We start from the raw sequence: 13,959 nt of genomic DNA, 5'->3' as shown, positions 1-13,959 counted from the left end.
AGGCCGGCGCAGACTTAGTCCTGCACTAAACCGGGAATGTCCACCTTGAGATTGACATCGGCTTCATAGTCGACCCCGTCGATCTCGAAGCCGAACAGCCGCAGAAATTCGCTCTTGTAGCCGGCGAAATCGGTGAGCTCGTATAGGTTGTCGCTCGTGACCTGATCCCAGAGTTGCTGCACGCGAGCCTGGACTGCCGGACTGAGTTCCTTATAGTCCGCGCGCAACCGTCCCTCCTGATCCATGCACGGCGAATCGCCATACAGGCTGTCTTTGTAGAGGGCATAGACCTGTTCGATGCAACCCTCGTGCGTGCCCTCTTCTTTCATGACCTTGAACAGCAAGGACAAATACAACGGCATCATGGGGATGGCTGAACTTGCCTGCGTGACAACCGCTTTCAATACCGAAACGCGCGCATCGCCACCGCGACCGGACAGGCTATCGCGAATCGCAAGGACCTTTTGATCCAGGTCTTTCTTGGCGGCGCCTATGGAGCCGTTCCAATAGATGTCGTGAGTGATCTTCTCGCCGAGGTACGTGAAGGCAGTGGTCTTCGCGCCCTCCGCCAGAACGCCGGCGGCGCTCAATGCATCAATCCACATCTGCCAATCTTCACCGCCCATCACGGCCACGGTGTTGTCGATCTCGCTTTGAGTGGCCGGTTCCAGCACGCTTTCCTTGACGACTTCCTTGTCGGTATCGAGGCCGCGAAGCGTGATGGCCTTACCGACTGGTTTAAGCGTCGAATTGAAGACTTCGCCCGTCTTCGGGTGCGTCCGTCTCGGTGATGCAAGGCTATACACCACCAGATCAACCTGCCCGAGATCGCGCTTGATGACATCGATTGTCTTTTGCTTGATCTCGTCGGAGAAAGCATCGCCGTTGATGCTCTTCGCGTAGAGCCCCTTGGCGATCGCGAATTGGGTGAAAGCTGCGGTGTTGTACCAGCCGGGCGAACCCGGCTTGTTCTCTTCACCGGGTCGTTCGAAGAACACACCCAGGGTCTGCGCGCCGCAACCAAACGCCGCCGTGATCCGGGCCGCAAGTCCGTATCCGGTCGAGGCGCCAATCACCAGGACTTTCCTGGGTCCCTCGGCAATCGGGCCTTGTGCGCTCACGTAGTCGATCTGTTTCCTGACGTTGGCTTCGCAGCCGGCGGGATGAGTAGTCACGCAGATAAAACCGCGCACGCGTGGTTTGACGATCATGAAGACCTCGCTTGTGGGGATGCCGGCATAGCAGTCAGGCGGCACGAAAAATTTCGAGCATTGTAAATGACGGACGTCAAGTCGGCATCCGCTCGCTTCATTTCGCGGGCGGCCCACCGGGTTAAGATGACGCTTCGTCAAAGCGGCGACAAGCGCAGCTTTGCACAGTATCCATGCAATGCATCCCACAGGGTCACGTGATTCGCGACACCCGGAAAAGCATGACGCCACTATCATGATCTCTACCCAGTACATCAGCCGGATCAGCTTGCAGCGCGACAAGGTCGAGTCATTCGATCGCTATCCGTTCTCGCTGCCGGCGGTCCGGTCGCTGGAAACGCTTGAACTGCATCCAAAGATGACTTTCTTCGTCGGCGAAAATGGCTCGGGGAAATCGACGCTCCTGGAAGCTATCGCCGTTTCCATGGGATTCAATCCCGAAGGCGGCACCAGGAACTTCAACTTTGGTACCCGGGCGTCGCACTCAGTGCTTGACGAATACCTGCGCGTCGCCAAAGGAATCAAACGGCCGAAGGACGGGTTCTTTCTGCGCGCGGAGAGCTTCTTCAACGTCGCCACCGAAATCGAGAAGCTCGATTCGGAACCCTCGTTCGGTCCTCCCGTCATCAATTCCTATGGCGGAAATTCCCTGCACGAGCGCTCACACGGCGAGTCTTTCCTGGCGCTGCTGATGAACCGCTTCGGCGGCAAGGGCCTTTACCTCCTCGACGAACCCGAAGCCGCGTTGTCTCCACAACGTCAACTCACCGCCCTTGCCAGACTTCATGATCTGGTGCGCGATGACTCCCAGTTCATCATTGCCACTCACTCGCCTATCCTGATGGCGTATCCGGACGCGTGGATTTATGAGTTCACTACCGAAGGCGTATCGCGCGTCAGCTACGAAGAGACAGAACACTTCCAGGTCATGCGCTCGTTCCTGGCCAACCCCGAACGCATGCTGCGCACGCTTCTAAGCGACGAAGAATAACGGCGCTCAACTACCGACAGTCTGAGGTTCCAACATGGATCACATTGTTTTCCGCTCCGCTCTCTTAACCGATGTCCCTGCAATCGTCGCCTTGTTAGCCGACGACGAACTTGGCAGCCAGAGAGAAAACACCGGTACACCGCTTGACCCGGGATATGTCAGTGCGTTCCAGGCTATAGAAGCCGATACGAACCAGCGACTCGTGGTGGTTGCCGATGGCGACGAGATAATCGGCACGCTGCAACTTTCATTCATCCCTGGCATTGCACGCATGGGTTCGTGGAGGGGGCAAATCGAGGCAGTCCGGATCGCTGCGCATCGTCGTGATTCGGGGCTGGGTCAGAAGATGTTCGAATGGGCGATATCCGAATGCCGGTCTCGCGGATGCAATCTGGTCCAGCTTACGACCGACAAGAGCCGCACGGACGCGCACCGCTTCTATGAAAAACTCGGCTTCAAGGCCAGCCACGAGGGTTACAAGCTCGCCTTGTAGGCTCTGCCCCAGCCTTTCAAAAGGCGCTTACACAGCTCCGCACTCCCATCACGCATAAACGCACGGGCGTCTTCATTTCCGCCAAGACGGAGCCTGATCGCGCATAAGCACGCGACAGAATTCGCTTGCCTAAATTTTCGTACGGGATACTATATTGGCATATGCAACCAAATTGGATGTGCCTGCAACTTACTAATGCAGGCGCACCGGCCTTCGGTCACCCTATCAAGCCAAAGATATGCAGAAAAGATTTCTGTTGTTGTTATGCGTGTCGGTACCGTCATTCATGATCAACCTCGACGCCAATATTGTGGCGGTGTCGCTCTCGTCGATTGCGCGTTCGTTGCATGCGGATTTCGTCGCTATTGAATGGGTGATCTCGGCCTACACGCTGGCATTTGCAACGTTGGTCATGCCTGCCGGCGCACTCGCCGACCGCTTCGGCAGAAAGCGCTTGTTGATCATCGGTTTGTTCGTCTTCACCGCCGCATCTTTTATCTGCGGCGCCGCTACATCGACTGCTGTGTTGAACGCCGCACGCGCGCTGCAAGGCGTTGGCGCCGCGTTGCAGCTTAGCGCCGCACTCGCCGTTCTCGCTCATGGATTTCAAGGCAAGGAGCGCGCCAAGGCATTTGCGTTCTGGGGGTCGGTGATCGGCGTGGCCATCATGCTTGGGCCCGTGGCCGGCGGATTGATTACGCAATCGCTCGGCTGGCAGTGGGCTTTCTATGTCAACCTGCCCGTTGGCGCAATCATGATTGCCCTGACGTATTTTGTAGTCGATGAATCCAAAGATCCGCATGCAATCGCCATCGACGTTTGGGGCGTGGTGACGTTCAGTGCGTTTCTCGGATTGCTGACCTGGGCGCTTATTTCAGGCAATCGCGAGGGATGGTTTAGCACGTCCGTCAGGGCGCGGCTGGCGGGCTCGGTCATTTTCCTTATAGCGTTCGTGATCGTCGAACTCAGGCAGGCGCGGCCCATGGTCGAGCTTGGATATTTCCGCAAGCGTACCTATCTCGGCGCGAGTCTTGCCGGCGTCTCCTACGCGGTCGCATTCCTGACCATGCTCACCTATCTGCCCTTCTTTTTCCAAAGCGCGCTCGGCTATTCTCCGCTCAATGCCGGCCTGCTGATGCTGCCGCTCGCCGTGCCTTTGTTCGGGGTGCCGCGCATTGTGTCCGTGTATCTCGATCATCGGATGTCAGGACGCATGCTGCTCGTTTGCGGCTTGTTGCTGGTCGCAGCCGGCTTGTTCGGAACCGCGCTGCAGATCCAGGCGTTCAGCTATAGCGCGCTCTTCCTTCCCATGCTGGTTGCCTCCACGGGCGCCGGGATTCTCAACGGTCAGATCGCCAAGGTCAGCATGACGGTGATCCCCGTGGAGCGGGCGGGCATGGCGTCGGGCGTATCGGGGACCATGCGGTTCAGTGGCATCGTGGTGGGATTCGCGGCGTTGGGCGCATTGTTGTTTCATCGAATTCAGGCGAGCATTGAGCGCGCATTGCCGGCACTCGGCGGCCACGACAAGCTGGAGATTACACGCTCTATTGCGAATGGGAACCTGGCTTCCGCGGCGTCGCTGATTTCATCGCACCAGGGCCTTGGATCAATCGCACGAGCCAGCCTTGGTTTCGGATACGAGGGTGTGCTGCTCGCAGCCTCCACTGTGGCGTTCGTGGCGAGCGCGTTGTCCTGGCTGTTGATAAGCGCCGAAGAAACCGCGCCTCATCAGGATCGGCAATCCGTCATGCGCCTGGATGTGTCAATAGACTAAGATTGCCTGACGATCTTTCGAAATGTCATTCCCACGCGAGCCATGAACACTTCACATAAGCAGCACTCGTCTGCCGCAGTCTCGTTATGCAACGGCGCCGCGTTGCGCAAGGCCACGCGCAGGCTCTCGCAACTGTACGACAGCGTGCTTGCGCCTTGCGGCCTCAAGCTGTCGCAACACTCCACACTGGCGCACATCGATCGCGCGGGCGCGCCGAACATGAGCGATCTGGCCAGAGACATGGTGCTCGACCGCTCCGCACTGTCACACAACCTCAAGCCGCTTGAGCGCGACGGTTTTATCGAATCGCTTCCCGATGAAACGGATAAACGTGGGCGCCGCGTCGCCTTGACCCTCGCAGGGAAAAAGAAACTGGCCGAGTCAAGGGCGCTTTGGAACGAAGCTCAACTGCGCTTTGAAAACGCGTATGGCGCAGCCAAGGCATCTAAGCTGCGCGCACTGCTGGCGGAGGTCTATTCCGACGAGCTGGAGCTTTCATTCCTGGACGAATGACTTCATCGGGCCAGTCTGGCGCAAGCGCGATCGCGCCATGCCCCAAGCGTGTCGCGTTGTCGCTAAAGAATGCAGCGGAGTCAGTCGAATCAATTAAACGGTTGGCAGATCTTCCAGCGTTTTTTCAATCCGACCCTCTTCAAACGAGGTTTCAATGCCAATGTGCCCGTTAGCGTAAGGGATCGAGCTGACCTGAGGACCCAGATAGCTTCGGCCGCCGAGCTTGAACACCGTGCGCACCAGCTCTCCTTTCTCCAGGACCTTTACCACGTGGTCCACATCCACAACTTTGGGCGCCGACGTCCAGGCGGCCGACAATTCATCGATGTTGCCCCAACGTACGTGGGTAACGCGATCATTGGTCCAACGAACACCATCAATGGCAACAATAGACATGGCTGACTCCGTCTATTAATGAAGCACCTTAGTGAAACAGCAACCCCGTCCGAGTACGCCTCTTTATTCTTGTATTGACCTTGGGAACGAACGGTTCGCGTGAGGCAGCTCGCCGGTTTGCGGGCTTCGACAAAGGAATCGCTATTAATCGATTCTTCAGTTGCAGGCACTGCACGGCGAACGGAAAATAGATTGACATGGTTCAAGCGAATGCACAAGCGAACCCCGTGACCTCCAATGCAATCGCGATCTTGTGTCCAGCTTCCGCTCTTGCTGCACATCATGACGTGGAGCGCAAAGTGTTCTCTGTGACTCGAAGATCCGCTATGAGGTGCTCGATCACCGCACGGCCAGCCGCGCGTGTCGCCCGGCCCAGCGGAAAATACGCGTGCACGGGAACGTCAACGGTTTTCCAGTCCGTGAGCAGCGCAACGAGAGAGCCGTCTTCGAGTTCACGGCGGCACGCCCATCCAGTCGTCGACGTAATCCCAAAACCGGCCACCGCGGCAGCAACGGCGCCTTCATTCTCGTTCGTCGTGAAATGCGGTGAGACTTCCGCCACCACAGTCTCGCCATGGCGCTCGAACTTCCACGCCCACGCAACCGATGCGGCAGGGCCGCCCACTATCCTGTGCGCCGCGAGATCATCGGGCCTCACCGGTACCCCCGCGCGCTCAAGATAGCTCGGCGCCGCGAGGATCAAGCGAGGAATCGTTGCAATAGGTTTCGCCGTCGCACCCGAATCCGCCAGGGGCCCAAGGCGGATTGCGACATCGACCGCGTCGCGCACCAGATCCTGTCGCCGATCCTCAAGCAGAAAATGGATTTGCAGATGGGGATGCCTGGCAGCAAACGTCGACAGGCGCGGGATGACCTCCCGGATTGCCACGCTGGTCGGCATGCTCATTCGCAGCGACCCGCGCAACTCGCTTCCTTCGCGAACGCTATGTTCCGCTTCGTCGAGAGCAATAAGAATCGGCTCCATGCGGGCGAGGAATTCGGAACCCGCTTCCGTCGGCACGACGGCGCGCGTGGTGCGCGAAAGTAACCGGGCGCCGAGCCCTGCTTCCAGCTCGGCGATGATGCGCGAAGCCTGTGACTGCGAGAGTCCGCATTCGCGGGCGGCAGCTGAGAAGCTGCCCAGCCGGGCGACGCGTGTGTAGAGCTTGAGCGCGAATATGTCTTTCATCAAGATTCCCGTGGAACGAGATAGCAGCGCCGGCGCCGGATTTGGGGAAGCAAGCTAATTAATGTGCCTAAGGCATAAAAGATAACCGAAATCATCGGGCACCTGGCTCTTCTCGCTTGCGGACGCTTGAATCCATCGAGCTGAGCACAATTAAATCTCAGGCTTTACGCGAGCGCGGCGCTGCCCTCAGTCATAGGTCGCGCTATCAATCCTCAGACGGCGCTGGCCCGAACCCATGTGTAAATCACATAAGTCATAGCTAAAAGGACCGGCTACCGACTGGAAGGCGATCGCTTTAACCTGTGTTCATCGACAACGCGAGCCCACCCGTCTTACGCGTCGTTTCTTTTCTCACCGGAGATTGACCATGAACGACCTGCTCGCCTTTGCCATTGATGCTCACGGTGGTCTGGACCGCTGGAACACATTTAGCCGGCTCAAGGCCGAACTATCAGTCGACGGCGCGATCTGGCACCTCAAGCAGCAGCCGGGTCTGCTCAATGACAAGATCTTCGAGATCGACACGCATCAGCAGCGCTTGACGATCACGCCCTTCCTGGCAGCCGGTCAGCGCAGCGTGTTTGTTCCGGGTCGTGTATCGATCGAAACGCTGGACGGTAAGGTGCTCGAGAGCCGCGACGACCCCGAGGCCGCCTACGCCGGTCACGTCCAGGAAACGCCATGGGACAAGTTCCACGTCACCTACTTTGCAAGCGAAGCGTTGTGGACCTATCTCACGTCGCCCTTCCTGTACACGTATCCCGGGTTCGAGAGTGAAGAAATCGAGCCGTGGCATGAAAACGGTGAAGAATGGCGCCGCCTCAAGGTGACGTTCCCTGCTGATATCCATAGTCACACCCGGACGCAGATCACCCATTTCGGCCCGGACGGGTTGATGCGACGCCACGACTACACGGTCGACATTCTGGGCGGCGCGACTGGCGCCAACTACGTCAGCGATTACGTCGATTTCCAGGGCATCAAGATGCCCACCAAGCGGCGCATCTATGCCTATGACGAGAACATGCAGAAGGTGCCTGAGCCGCTTCTCGTTTCCCTCGACTTCGGTCAGTTGAGCTTCAGCTGAGTTTCAGCCAATGGTCAACCGGGCTCATTGCCCGAGCGCGCGTCCTTGGCTCCATACCGCATTCGACCGGGAATCTCGCCATGTCTACCGACTCACTTTTCGACCCGCTGCAACTGGGCGCGCTGTCGTTGCCCAACCGTATCGTGATGCCGGCGCTGACCCGCATGCGCGCCGGACCCGGCGGGGTGCCCTTGCCCATCAGCGCTGAATACTATGCGCAGCGAGCCACGGCGGGTCTGATCATTACCGAAGCGACGGCCATCAGCGCTAACGCACACGGCTATCCACAGATGCCCGGCATCTATTCGGCAGAGCAGGTTGCCGGTTGGCGCGCTGTCACCGAGGCCGTTCATGCGCGGGGCGGCCGGATCATGCTTCAGATCGTTCACCATGGACGCTGGTCGCATTCGAGCTACAACCCGGACGGCAGCCTGCCCGTCGCGCCTTCTGCCATAGCTGCGCCGGGTCTCGCGTACACGCCCGCATTTCAGCAGGCGCCCTATGAGACGCCGCACGCGCTGGACACGCTCGAGATATCGGAGATCGTGGTGTCGTTCTGGAGCGCAGCGAGGAATGCGCTCGACGCCGGTTTCGATGGTGTCGAGATCCACGGAGCAAATGGTTTCCTGCTCGACCAGTTCCTGCAGGACGGCAGCAATCATCGCACCGACGAGTACGGCGGGTCGATTGAAAACCGGACCCGGCTATTGCTTGAAGTGGTCGACGCAATCACCGATGTTATCGGCGCCGATCGCACCGCGGTTCGCCTGTCGCCGCATGGCAACCTTGGTGGCCTGAGTGACAGCGACACGGTGCTTCATTTCACCCACGTGATTCGCGAACTCGGCCAGCGCAAGCTTGCGTATCTTCACTTGATCGAGCCGCGTGCGTCGTCGGCGGGTTTCGGCGATGACGCGAGTGTGGACAGCGCCAACAACGCGGCACTGTTTCGCCCTGTATTCGACGGACCGCTGATCACCGCCGGCGGCTACAGCCCGGAGACGGCCGTGCGCGTGATCGAGTCCGGGCTCGCCGATGCGGTTGCGTTCGGACGAATGTTCATTGCCAACCCCGACCTGCCTGAGCGAATTCGCGAAAGCGCCCCGCTGAACCGGTTCAACCGGGCGACGGCTTACGCCGGGGATGCGCATGGTTTCACGGACTATCCGGCGCTGGCGGCTGCCAGTCCGATAACTTCTTGATCTCCCGCCAGCGTGAGCCGGCCAAGAGAGCCGCTCGCGCCGAAGTTCAATGAAACTCAACCAATCCAAGTCAAAGGAAACGCCATGAACACTCAGGAGAAGAACAAGAGCATCGTGCTGGAAGCATTCGATACCCTCTTCAATCAGCGTGACTATCCAACAGCCGAAAAATTCTGGTCTCCTGAGTATATTCAGCACAGCGCGCACGTCGCTCCGGGCCGAGAAGGTCTTTTCGAACTCACCCGGAATCTGCCTGACACACTGGTGTACGAACACGGCATCATCATGGCCGAAGGCGACTTCGTCATGGTGCACGGGAGATTCTCGGGCAACGGCCAGGCCGCGGCGTTCATTGCGGTAGACATCGTCCGGATGGAGAACGGGATACTCGTCGAGCATTGGGACGTGCTGCAGGATGAAGCGACCGCCAAGAGCTCTGCCAGCGGCCTGCCCATGTTTGGCGAACGCTTCCCGGGTTGAACCGTTCGATGGCAGTTGTCACAACCACCCACATCATTCGATCGCCTGTTGAAGTTTAAGCCTCGCATTGCGCCCGTGCGTCTCCGGCATCTTCAGATAGACGAGCAAGGAGATGGCGGACCATGCGGACACATACCAGTAAAAATAGTGCTCGTGCCCGATCGACTTGAACTTCAGCGCGACGAATTCCGTGGTTCCGCCGAGGATGGCCGTGGTCAGCGCATACGGCAGACCCACCGCCAGCGCCCGGATGCGCACGGGGAATAGTTCGGTTTTAGCCAGCATGTGAACCGACGTAAAACCGCTCAGCATGAAGAGCCCGCAAAACGACAAGACAAACGCAACCAGGGGATCGTGCGTGCTTGCAAGCGCATTGAAAATGGGCACGGAAAACAGCGTACAACTCAGCCCGAAAAAGATCAGGACGGGACGGCGTCCGAGGATATCGGAAGCGAGGCCAAAGAGCGGCTGCAGCGGCATGTACAAAAGCAGCGCCATGGCTGAAACAAGCGTGGCTGTCTCCTTGCCGAGACCAACGGTATTCACAAGGAACTTCTGCATATAGACGGTGTAGGTGTAGAAGCCCACCGTCCCGCCCACGGTAATTCCCACAGCCAATAAAAGTTGTCGCCAGTGGAGCAGCATTTCGCGGCTGATGGTTGGGCCGCGCCGTGTCCCGCTGTGCTGGAATGCCTCGCTTTCCATCACATTGCGCCGCATGTAGAGCGCAAACAATGCAAGCACGCCGCCGATCACAAACGGTATTCTCCACGCCCACCGGTCGATCTGCCCGGAGGTGAACAGCACGTGCTGCATGACCAGCAGCAGACCCAGCGCCAGCAACTGACCTGCCACCACGCTCACCTGCAGGAACCCGAGATAAAACCCCCGACGATTCACCGGCGCGATCTCACTGAGATAGGTCGCGCTCGTGCCGTATTCGCCGCCCATGCTCAAACCTTGCAACAACCGCGCGAAGATCAGGATGGCGGGAGCGAAAGGCCCGATAGTCGCGTAGCCCGGCGTAACGGCGATGATGAGCGAACCCATGCACATCACCGATACCGACCAGGTCAACGCCGACTTGCGTCCGCGACGATCCGCATACAACCCGATCAACCAACTGCCGAGCGGACGAGCCACATACCCGACTGCCGCGATCGCCGCCGCGTTCATCAACTGGACCGTGGCGTTGTCGCTGGGAAAGAACGCTTTGGCGAAGTAAATGGAAAAGATGCTGTACGCGAGAAAGTCGTACCACTCGATCAGGTTACCGGCGAGGCCGCCTGCGATGGATCTCAACAGCGCCGGCCGACCCGCAGGCCGTTCCGTTCGAGGGGCGTTCATAGTCAGTCTCCTGTTGTTTGTCATGCGGCACACGATCCGCTTTCTTTAGCGCGCAGCCGGCTTAGTCGTCGTGCGCGGCGTATTTTTTGTCGAGGCCGTCATAGAAGGGTTTGTCGACCAGCCGCTGGCGTTCGTTGAACGGCACCACGAGGTCCGGATCCTCGTCGAGCTTCCCTTGATCCTTGAGTACGCCCAAAGCCCGCTGCATGCCGCGTACGGCGCTCTGTAACGATGCGTTGGCGTAGAGCGCGATCCCGAAGCCCAGTTCTGCGAGCCTGGATTGCGGCAGCGTCGGCGTCTTGCCGCCGATCACGATGTTGATAAGCTGAGGCGCGTCGAACAACGTGGGCAAGCGCTGGATCTCATCGATCGTTTCAACCGCCTCGATGAACAGCACATCCGCACCGGCTTCAGCGAAGCGATGTCCACGTTCAATGGCAGCATCGAACCCATGGGTCGCACAGGCATCGGTACGGGCAACGATCAGCAGATTGGGGTCCTCGCGAGCATCGACCGCAGCGTGCAGCTTGCCGACCATCTCACTCGTCGATATCACCGCCTTGCCGGCAAAATGCCCGCATTTCTTGGGACTCACCTGGTCTTCGAGCTGGATGGCGTCGGCGCCCGCGCGTTCCAGCGTACGGACCGCATGACGCACGTTGAGCGCGTTGCCGTAGCCGGTATCGGCATCGACGATGAGCGGCAAGTCCACTGCATCGCGGATACGCGCGGTATGGTCGGCCATTTCGTTCAGGCCGATAAACCCGAGATCCGGCAGCCCGAAAAACATGTTGGTCACGCCGGCGCCGGTGATATACAACGCGCCGAAACCGGTATCGGCAGCAACACGCGCACTCAGCGCGTTGAATGCACCGGGCACGAGCAACGCGCGCCGGCTTTCGACCAGCGAGCGGAAGGCACTGCGACGTTCAGCGGATGAAAGCGACATGATTGAACTCTCCGTATTGAAGTTAGTGACGTGGGCGGCTTATTCGAACCACTTATTCGGATCGCCTATTCGAATCGATACAGCGCGCGAGCCGAACCAGTCAGGATAAGCTCGCGTTGCGTTGCGTCGGGAACCCATTGGTCGAGCGCGCGCCGTGTGGCATCGTAATCGACCAGTTGCTGATGCTGCGTGTGCGGCCAGTCACTGCCCCAGACCAACCGCTCGGGCGTGTAGGCGTCGAGAAGCTGGCTTGCCAGGGTAATCCCAAGGACTGTTCCGTCATCTCCAGGCGCACTCCGGTAAGCCGCCGATAGCTTAATCCACACGCGTCCTGTCGCGGCCACAGACAACAGGTATCCGAAGCCCGGATCGTTTGCGCCGGTGCGCGGGTCCGGGCGGCCGAAATGATCGACGACCACAGTGCATCCCTGCTCCAGCAGCGGACCGGCAACCGCGTGCAAATCCACCGCCTCACGATGGACCTCGACATGCCAGCCGAGTGCATTGACACGCGCGAACAATCGTCGCCACTCAGGCGCGCTCAGTTGAGGCACCGGCAAGCCGATCAGGTTCAATCGGATACCCACCACGCCCGAGCGATCGAGCAGTCCGAGCTCGGCATCGGTGACCGCGCAATCCACGACCGCCACTCCGCGAAAGCGCCGCGGATAACGCCTGGCTACATCGAGGAAAAAGCTGTTGTCAGTGCCGAGAAAACTCGGCTGGACCAGCACGGCGTGCGAGATACCGTTCGCCAGCAAGTGGCCTGCGTAAGCATCGAGCGTGGCGTCGTAATCCGGCGCGTGGCGACGCTGCTCCGCAAGCGGCAAGCCGCGCACGAAGACGTGGGCATGGGCGTCGATAGCCGTGATGCGCGTGCCGTTAATGTCGTTAGCATCGTTGGCGTCAGACCACTGATCCGCCACTGTCGTGTCTTGTGCCTGCATCGTTTGAATCCGTTCGTCGATCATGGGTTCACCGTCTCAGGCGCGGGTCGCGGCATTGGCCGCTACCGTCGCAATCGTCCGGTTCTTTGTTTCCGGCAGCATGAGCGCGGCCACGACCACGAGTCCGTAGGCAATGCCGGCGTCGATGCCTAGCGCCGAGCCAAGCGGCATCGAGTTACCCATGTGTCCGACCAGCACCGGAAAACCTGCCGAGACGATCCGCCCGAAGTTGTAGCAAAAGCCCACGCCGGTGCCGCGGATGCCTTGCGGATAGAGCTCGTTGAAAAGTGCGCCGAGCGTGGCCGGGATGCCCGCTGCGAAGAGGCCCAGCGGGAAGCTGAGAAACAGCATCGCGGTGTTGCCCATTGGCAGGAAGACGTAGAGATTGACCGTCGCGACGCAGCATATGGCGAACAGGATCACGTTGAGCCTGCGGCCGATCCGGTCCTGCAGCCAGGCGCTCACGAAACAGCCGCAGATGAATGCCGTAATGACGACGGCAAGATAACCACCCGTGCCTAGCACGGACAGATGCCGCTCGGTCTTGAGGTACGTGGGCAGCCACGTTGTGATCGCGTGATAACCGCCGTGTGCACCCACGCCGATCAGTGCACCCACGATCGTTGTACGTATCACCGACCGGTCGAAGATGCTGCTTGCCGCGGGCAGTGCCAGCCTGGACGACCCTGTGCTTGCGACCACACGCGGCGGCTCGACCACGTTCCGACGCAAATAGAGCACGAGCGCGGCTGGAATCACCCCGATACCGAATAGCAGCCGCCACGCCCACTCTGGCGATACGAACGAGAACACCAGCATGTAAAGAAGCACGGCGCCTGCCCAGCCGAAACCCCACGCGCTTTGCACAATGCCCATAGCCTTGCCACGATGTTCCGCGCGAATGGTCTCGCTCAAGAGCACGGCGCCCGCGGTCCATTCGCCGCCAAACCCCACGCCTTGCAGAGCCTTGAGCGCAAGCAACTGTTCGAAGTTCTGCGCGAACGCGCTGAGGAAGGTGAAGAGCGAGAACCAGACCACGGTGATCTGCAGCGCGCGCACGCGGCCATAGCGATCCGACAACATGCCCGCGAGCAGTCCGCCCAACGCACCGGCGACGAGCGTCGCGCCGCCGATCAACCCCGCCTGGCCCTTGCCGATACCCCAGGTCACGAGCAAGGTCGGGATCACGAGGCTGAACAACTGCGTGTCCACGCCGTCGAGTGCCCAGCCGGCGAAGCAGCTCCACAGGGTGCGTTTTTCCGTCGCCGATATGTCGCGGTACCAAGTCACTTGTCGTCTCCAATTTATATTTTCGTGCCGAGGCCACTTATGTGCGCGTCTCGTCCATGGAGGCATTCTAAGGACCGCCTGGATAAA

The 13,959-nt window shown here is 59.5% G+C and carries 14 protein-coding genes; 7 read left to right on the top strand and 7 right to left on the bottom strand.

Annotation, left to right across the window (positions count from 1 at the left end):
* Positions 1-14: 14 nt before the first annotated feature.
* Entirely contained in the window at positions 15-1,211 is a 1,197-nt protein-coding gene (gene fabV / locus ACSOSP_RS25615; RefSeq protein ID WP_455311144.1) for an enoyl-ACP reductase FabV, read from the bottom strand.
* Positions 1,212-1,446: 235 nt separating this feature from the next.
* On the opposite strand from fabV, the gene ACSOSP_RS25610 reads away from it, so the two are divergent.
* The 4 genes from ACSOSP_RS25610 (at position 1,447) to ACSOSP_RS25595 (ending at position 4,985) form a co-directional block, all read left to right on the top strand.
* Entirely contained in the window at positions 1,447-2,202 is a 756-nt protein-coding gene (locus ACSOSP_RS25610) for an AAA family ATPase (RefSeq protein WP_455311143.1), read from the top strand.
* A 34-nt stretch (positions 2,203-2,236) separates the two neighbouring features.
* Positions 2,237-2,695 carry a GNAT family N-acetyltransferase gene (locus tag ACSOSP_RS25605; RefSeq protein WP_455311142.1) on the top strand — a complete coding sequence of 153 codons (459 nt, stop codon included), beginning with the start codon at positions 2,237-2,239 and terminating at the stop codon, positions 2,693-2,695.
* A 238-nt stretch (positions 2,696-2,933) separates the two neighbouring features.
* The gene (locus ACSOSP_RS25600; protein ID WP_455311140.1) at positions 2,934-4,472 is read left to right on the top strand and encodes an MFS transporter; all 1,539 of its coding nucleotides are present in this window, start codon (positions 2,934-2,936) and stop codon (positions 4,470-4,472) included.
* A gap of 42 nt (positions 4,473-4,514) precedes the next feature.
* Positions 4,515-4,985 carry a MarR family winged helix-turn-helix transcriptional regulator gene (locus ACSOSP_RS25595; RefSeq protein WP_455311139.1) on the top strand — a complete coding sequence of 157 codons (471 nt, stop codon included), beginning with the start codon at positions 4,515-4,517 and terminating at the stop codon, positions 4,983-4,985.
* A gap of 93 nt (positions 4,986-5,078) precedes the next feature.
* Here the strand turns inward: ACSOSP_RS25595 and ACSOSP_RS25590 are convergent, their stop codons facing one another.
* Positions 5,079-5,381: a hypothetical protein gene (locus tag ACSOSP_RS25590; protein ID WP_455311138.1), complete on the bottom strand. Its 303-nt coding sequence runs from the start codon at positions 5,379-5,381 to the stop codon at positions 5,079-5,081.
* 280 nt (positions 5,382-5,661) lie between these two features.
* A complete protein-coding gene (locus ACSOSP_RS25585) occupies positions 5,662-6,570 on the bottom strand; it encodes a LysR substrate-binding domain-containing protein (protein WP_455311137.1) in 909 nt (302 codons plus the stop codon).
* Between the two features lie 367 nt (positions 6,571-6,937).
* Between ACSOSP_RS25585 and ACSOSP_RS25580 the strand changes: the two genes are divergently transcribed.
* From ACSOSP_RS25580 to ACSOSP_RS25570, 3 genes are all read left to right on the top strand, one after another.
* A complete protein-coding gene (locus ACSOSP_RS25580; protein WP_455311136.1) occupies positions 6,938-7,657 on the top strand; it encodes a hypothetical protein in 720 nt (239 codons plus the stop codon).
* An 80-nt stretch (positions 7,658-7,737) separates the two neighbouring features.
* A complete protein-coding gene (locus ACSOSP_RS25575; RefSeq protein WP_455311135.1) occupies positions 7,738-8,859 on the top strand; it encodes an alkene reductase in 1,122 nt (373 codons plus the stop codon).
* 84 nt (positions 8,860-8,943) lie between these two features.
* Positions 8,944-9,339 carry a nuclear transport factor 2 family protein gene (locus ACSOSP_RS25570; protein ID WP_455311133.1) on the top strand — a complete coding sequence of 132 codons (396 nt, stop codon included), beginning with the start codon at positions 8,944-8,946 and terminating at the stop codon, positions 9,337-9,339.
* Positions 9,340-9,372: 33 nt separating this feature from the next.
* Here ACSOSP_RS25570 and ACSOSP_RS25565 read toward each other — a convergent pair whose 3' ends face one another.
* The 4 genes from ACSOSP_RS25565 to ACSOSP_RS25550 all read right to left on the bottom strand — a co-directional run bounded on the left by ACSOSP_RS25565 (position 9,373) and on the right by ACSOSP_RS25550 (position 13,872).
* Positions 9,373-10,686, bottom strand: coding sequence for an MFS transporter (locus tag ACSOSP_RS25565; protein WP_455311131.1), 1,314 nt, complete (start codon positions 10,684-10,686; stop codon positions 9,373-9,375).
* 61 nt (positions 10,687-10,747) lie between these two features.
* Positions 10,748-11,635 carry an isocitrate lyase/PEP mutase family protein gene (locus ACSOSP_RS25560; protein WP_455311130.1) on the bottom strand — a complete coding sequence of 296 codons (888 nt, stop codon included), beginning with the start codon at positions 11,633-11,635 and terminating at the stop codon, positions 10,748-10,750.
* 65 nt (positions 11,636-11,700) lie between these two features.
* Complete coding sequence (locus ACSOSP_RS25555; protein ID WP_455311129.1) at positions 11,701-12,606, bottom strand: amidohydrolase family protein; 906 nt, start codon at positions 12,604-12,606, stop codon at positions 11,701-11,703.
* Between the two features lie 12 nt (positions 12,607-12,618).
* On the bottom strand, positions 12,619-13,872 hold the full coding sequence (locus ACSOSP_RS25550) for an MFS transporter (protein WP_455311128.1): 1,254 nt from the start codon (positions 13,870-13,872) through the stop codon (positions 12,619-12,621).
* Between the last annotated feature and the right edge of the window lie 87 nt (positions 13,873-13,959).

The organism is Caballeronia sp. KNU42, from assembly GCF_053760385.1.
The sequence above is the reverse complement of the archived record's forward strand: the minus strand, read 5'-3'. Positions and strand labels throughout refer to the sequence as shown.

Bases quoted from the DNA above. Each gene is read 5' to 3' on its own strand.
- fabV (WP_455311144.1), bottom strand. From the start codon at position 1,211: ATGATCGTCAAACCACGCGTGCGCGGTTTTATCTGCGTGACTACTCAT.
- ACSOSP_RS25610 (WP_455311143.1), top strand. From the start codon at position 1,447: ATGATCTCTACCCAGTACATCAGCCGGATCAGCTTGCAGCGCGACAAG.
- ACSOSP_RS25605 (WP_455311142.1), top strand. From the start codon at position 2,237: ATGGATCACATTGTTTTCCGCTCCGCTCTCTTAACCGATGTCCCTGCA.
- ACSOSP_RS25600 (WP_455311140.1), top strand. From the start codon at position 2,934: ATGCAGAAAAGATTTCTGTTGTTGTTATGCGTGTCGGTACCGTCATTC.
- ACSOSP_RS25595 (WP_455311139.1), top strand. From the start codon at position 4,515: ATGAACACTTCACATAAGCAGCACTCGTCTGCCGCAGTCTCGTTATGC.
- ACSOSP_RS25590 (WP_455311138.1), bottom strand. From the start codon at position 5,381: ATGTCTATTGTTGCCATTGATGGTGTTCGTTGGACCAATGATCGCGTT.
- ACSOSP_RS25585 (WP_455311137.1), bottom strand. From the start codon at position 6,570: ATGAAAGACATATTCGCGCTCAAGCTCTACACACGCGTCGCCCGGCTG.
- ACSOSP_RS25580 (WP_455311136.1), top strand. From the start codon at position 6,938: ATGAACGACCTGCTCGCCTTTGCCATTGATGCTCACGGTGGTCTGGAC.
- ACSOSP_RS25575 (WP_455311135.1), top strand. From the start codon at position 7,738: ATGTCTACCGACTCACTTTTCGACCCGCTGCAACTGGGCGCGCTGTCG.
- ACSOSP_RS25570 (WP_455311133.1), top strand. From the start codon at position 8,944: ATGAACACTCAGGAGAAGAACAAGAGCATCGTGCTGGAAGCATTCGAT.
- ACSOSP_RS25565 (WP_455311131.1), bottom strand. From the start codon at position 10,686: ATGAACGCCCCTCGAACGGAACGGCCTGCGGGTCGGCCGGCGCTGTTG.
- ACSOSP_RS25560 (WP_455311130.1), bottom strand. From the start codon at position 11,635: ATGTCGCTTTCATCCGCTGAACGTCGCAGTGCCTTCCGCTCGCTGGTC.
- ACSOSP_RS25555 (WP_455311129.1), bottom strand. From the start codon at position 12,606: ATGATCGACGAACGGATTCAAACGATGCAGGCACAAGACACGACAGTG.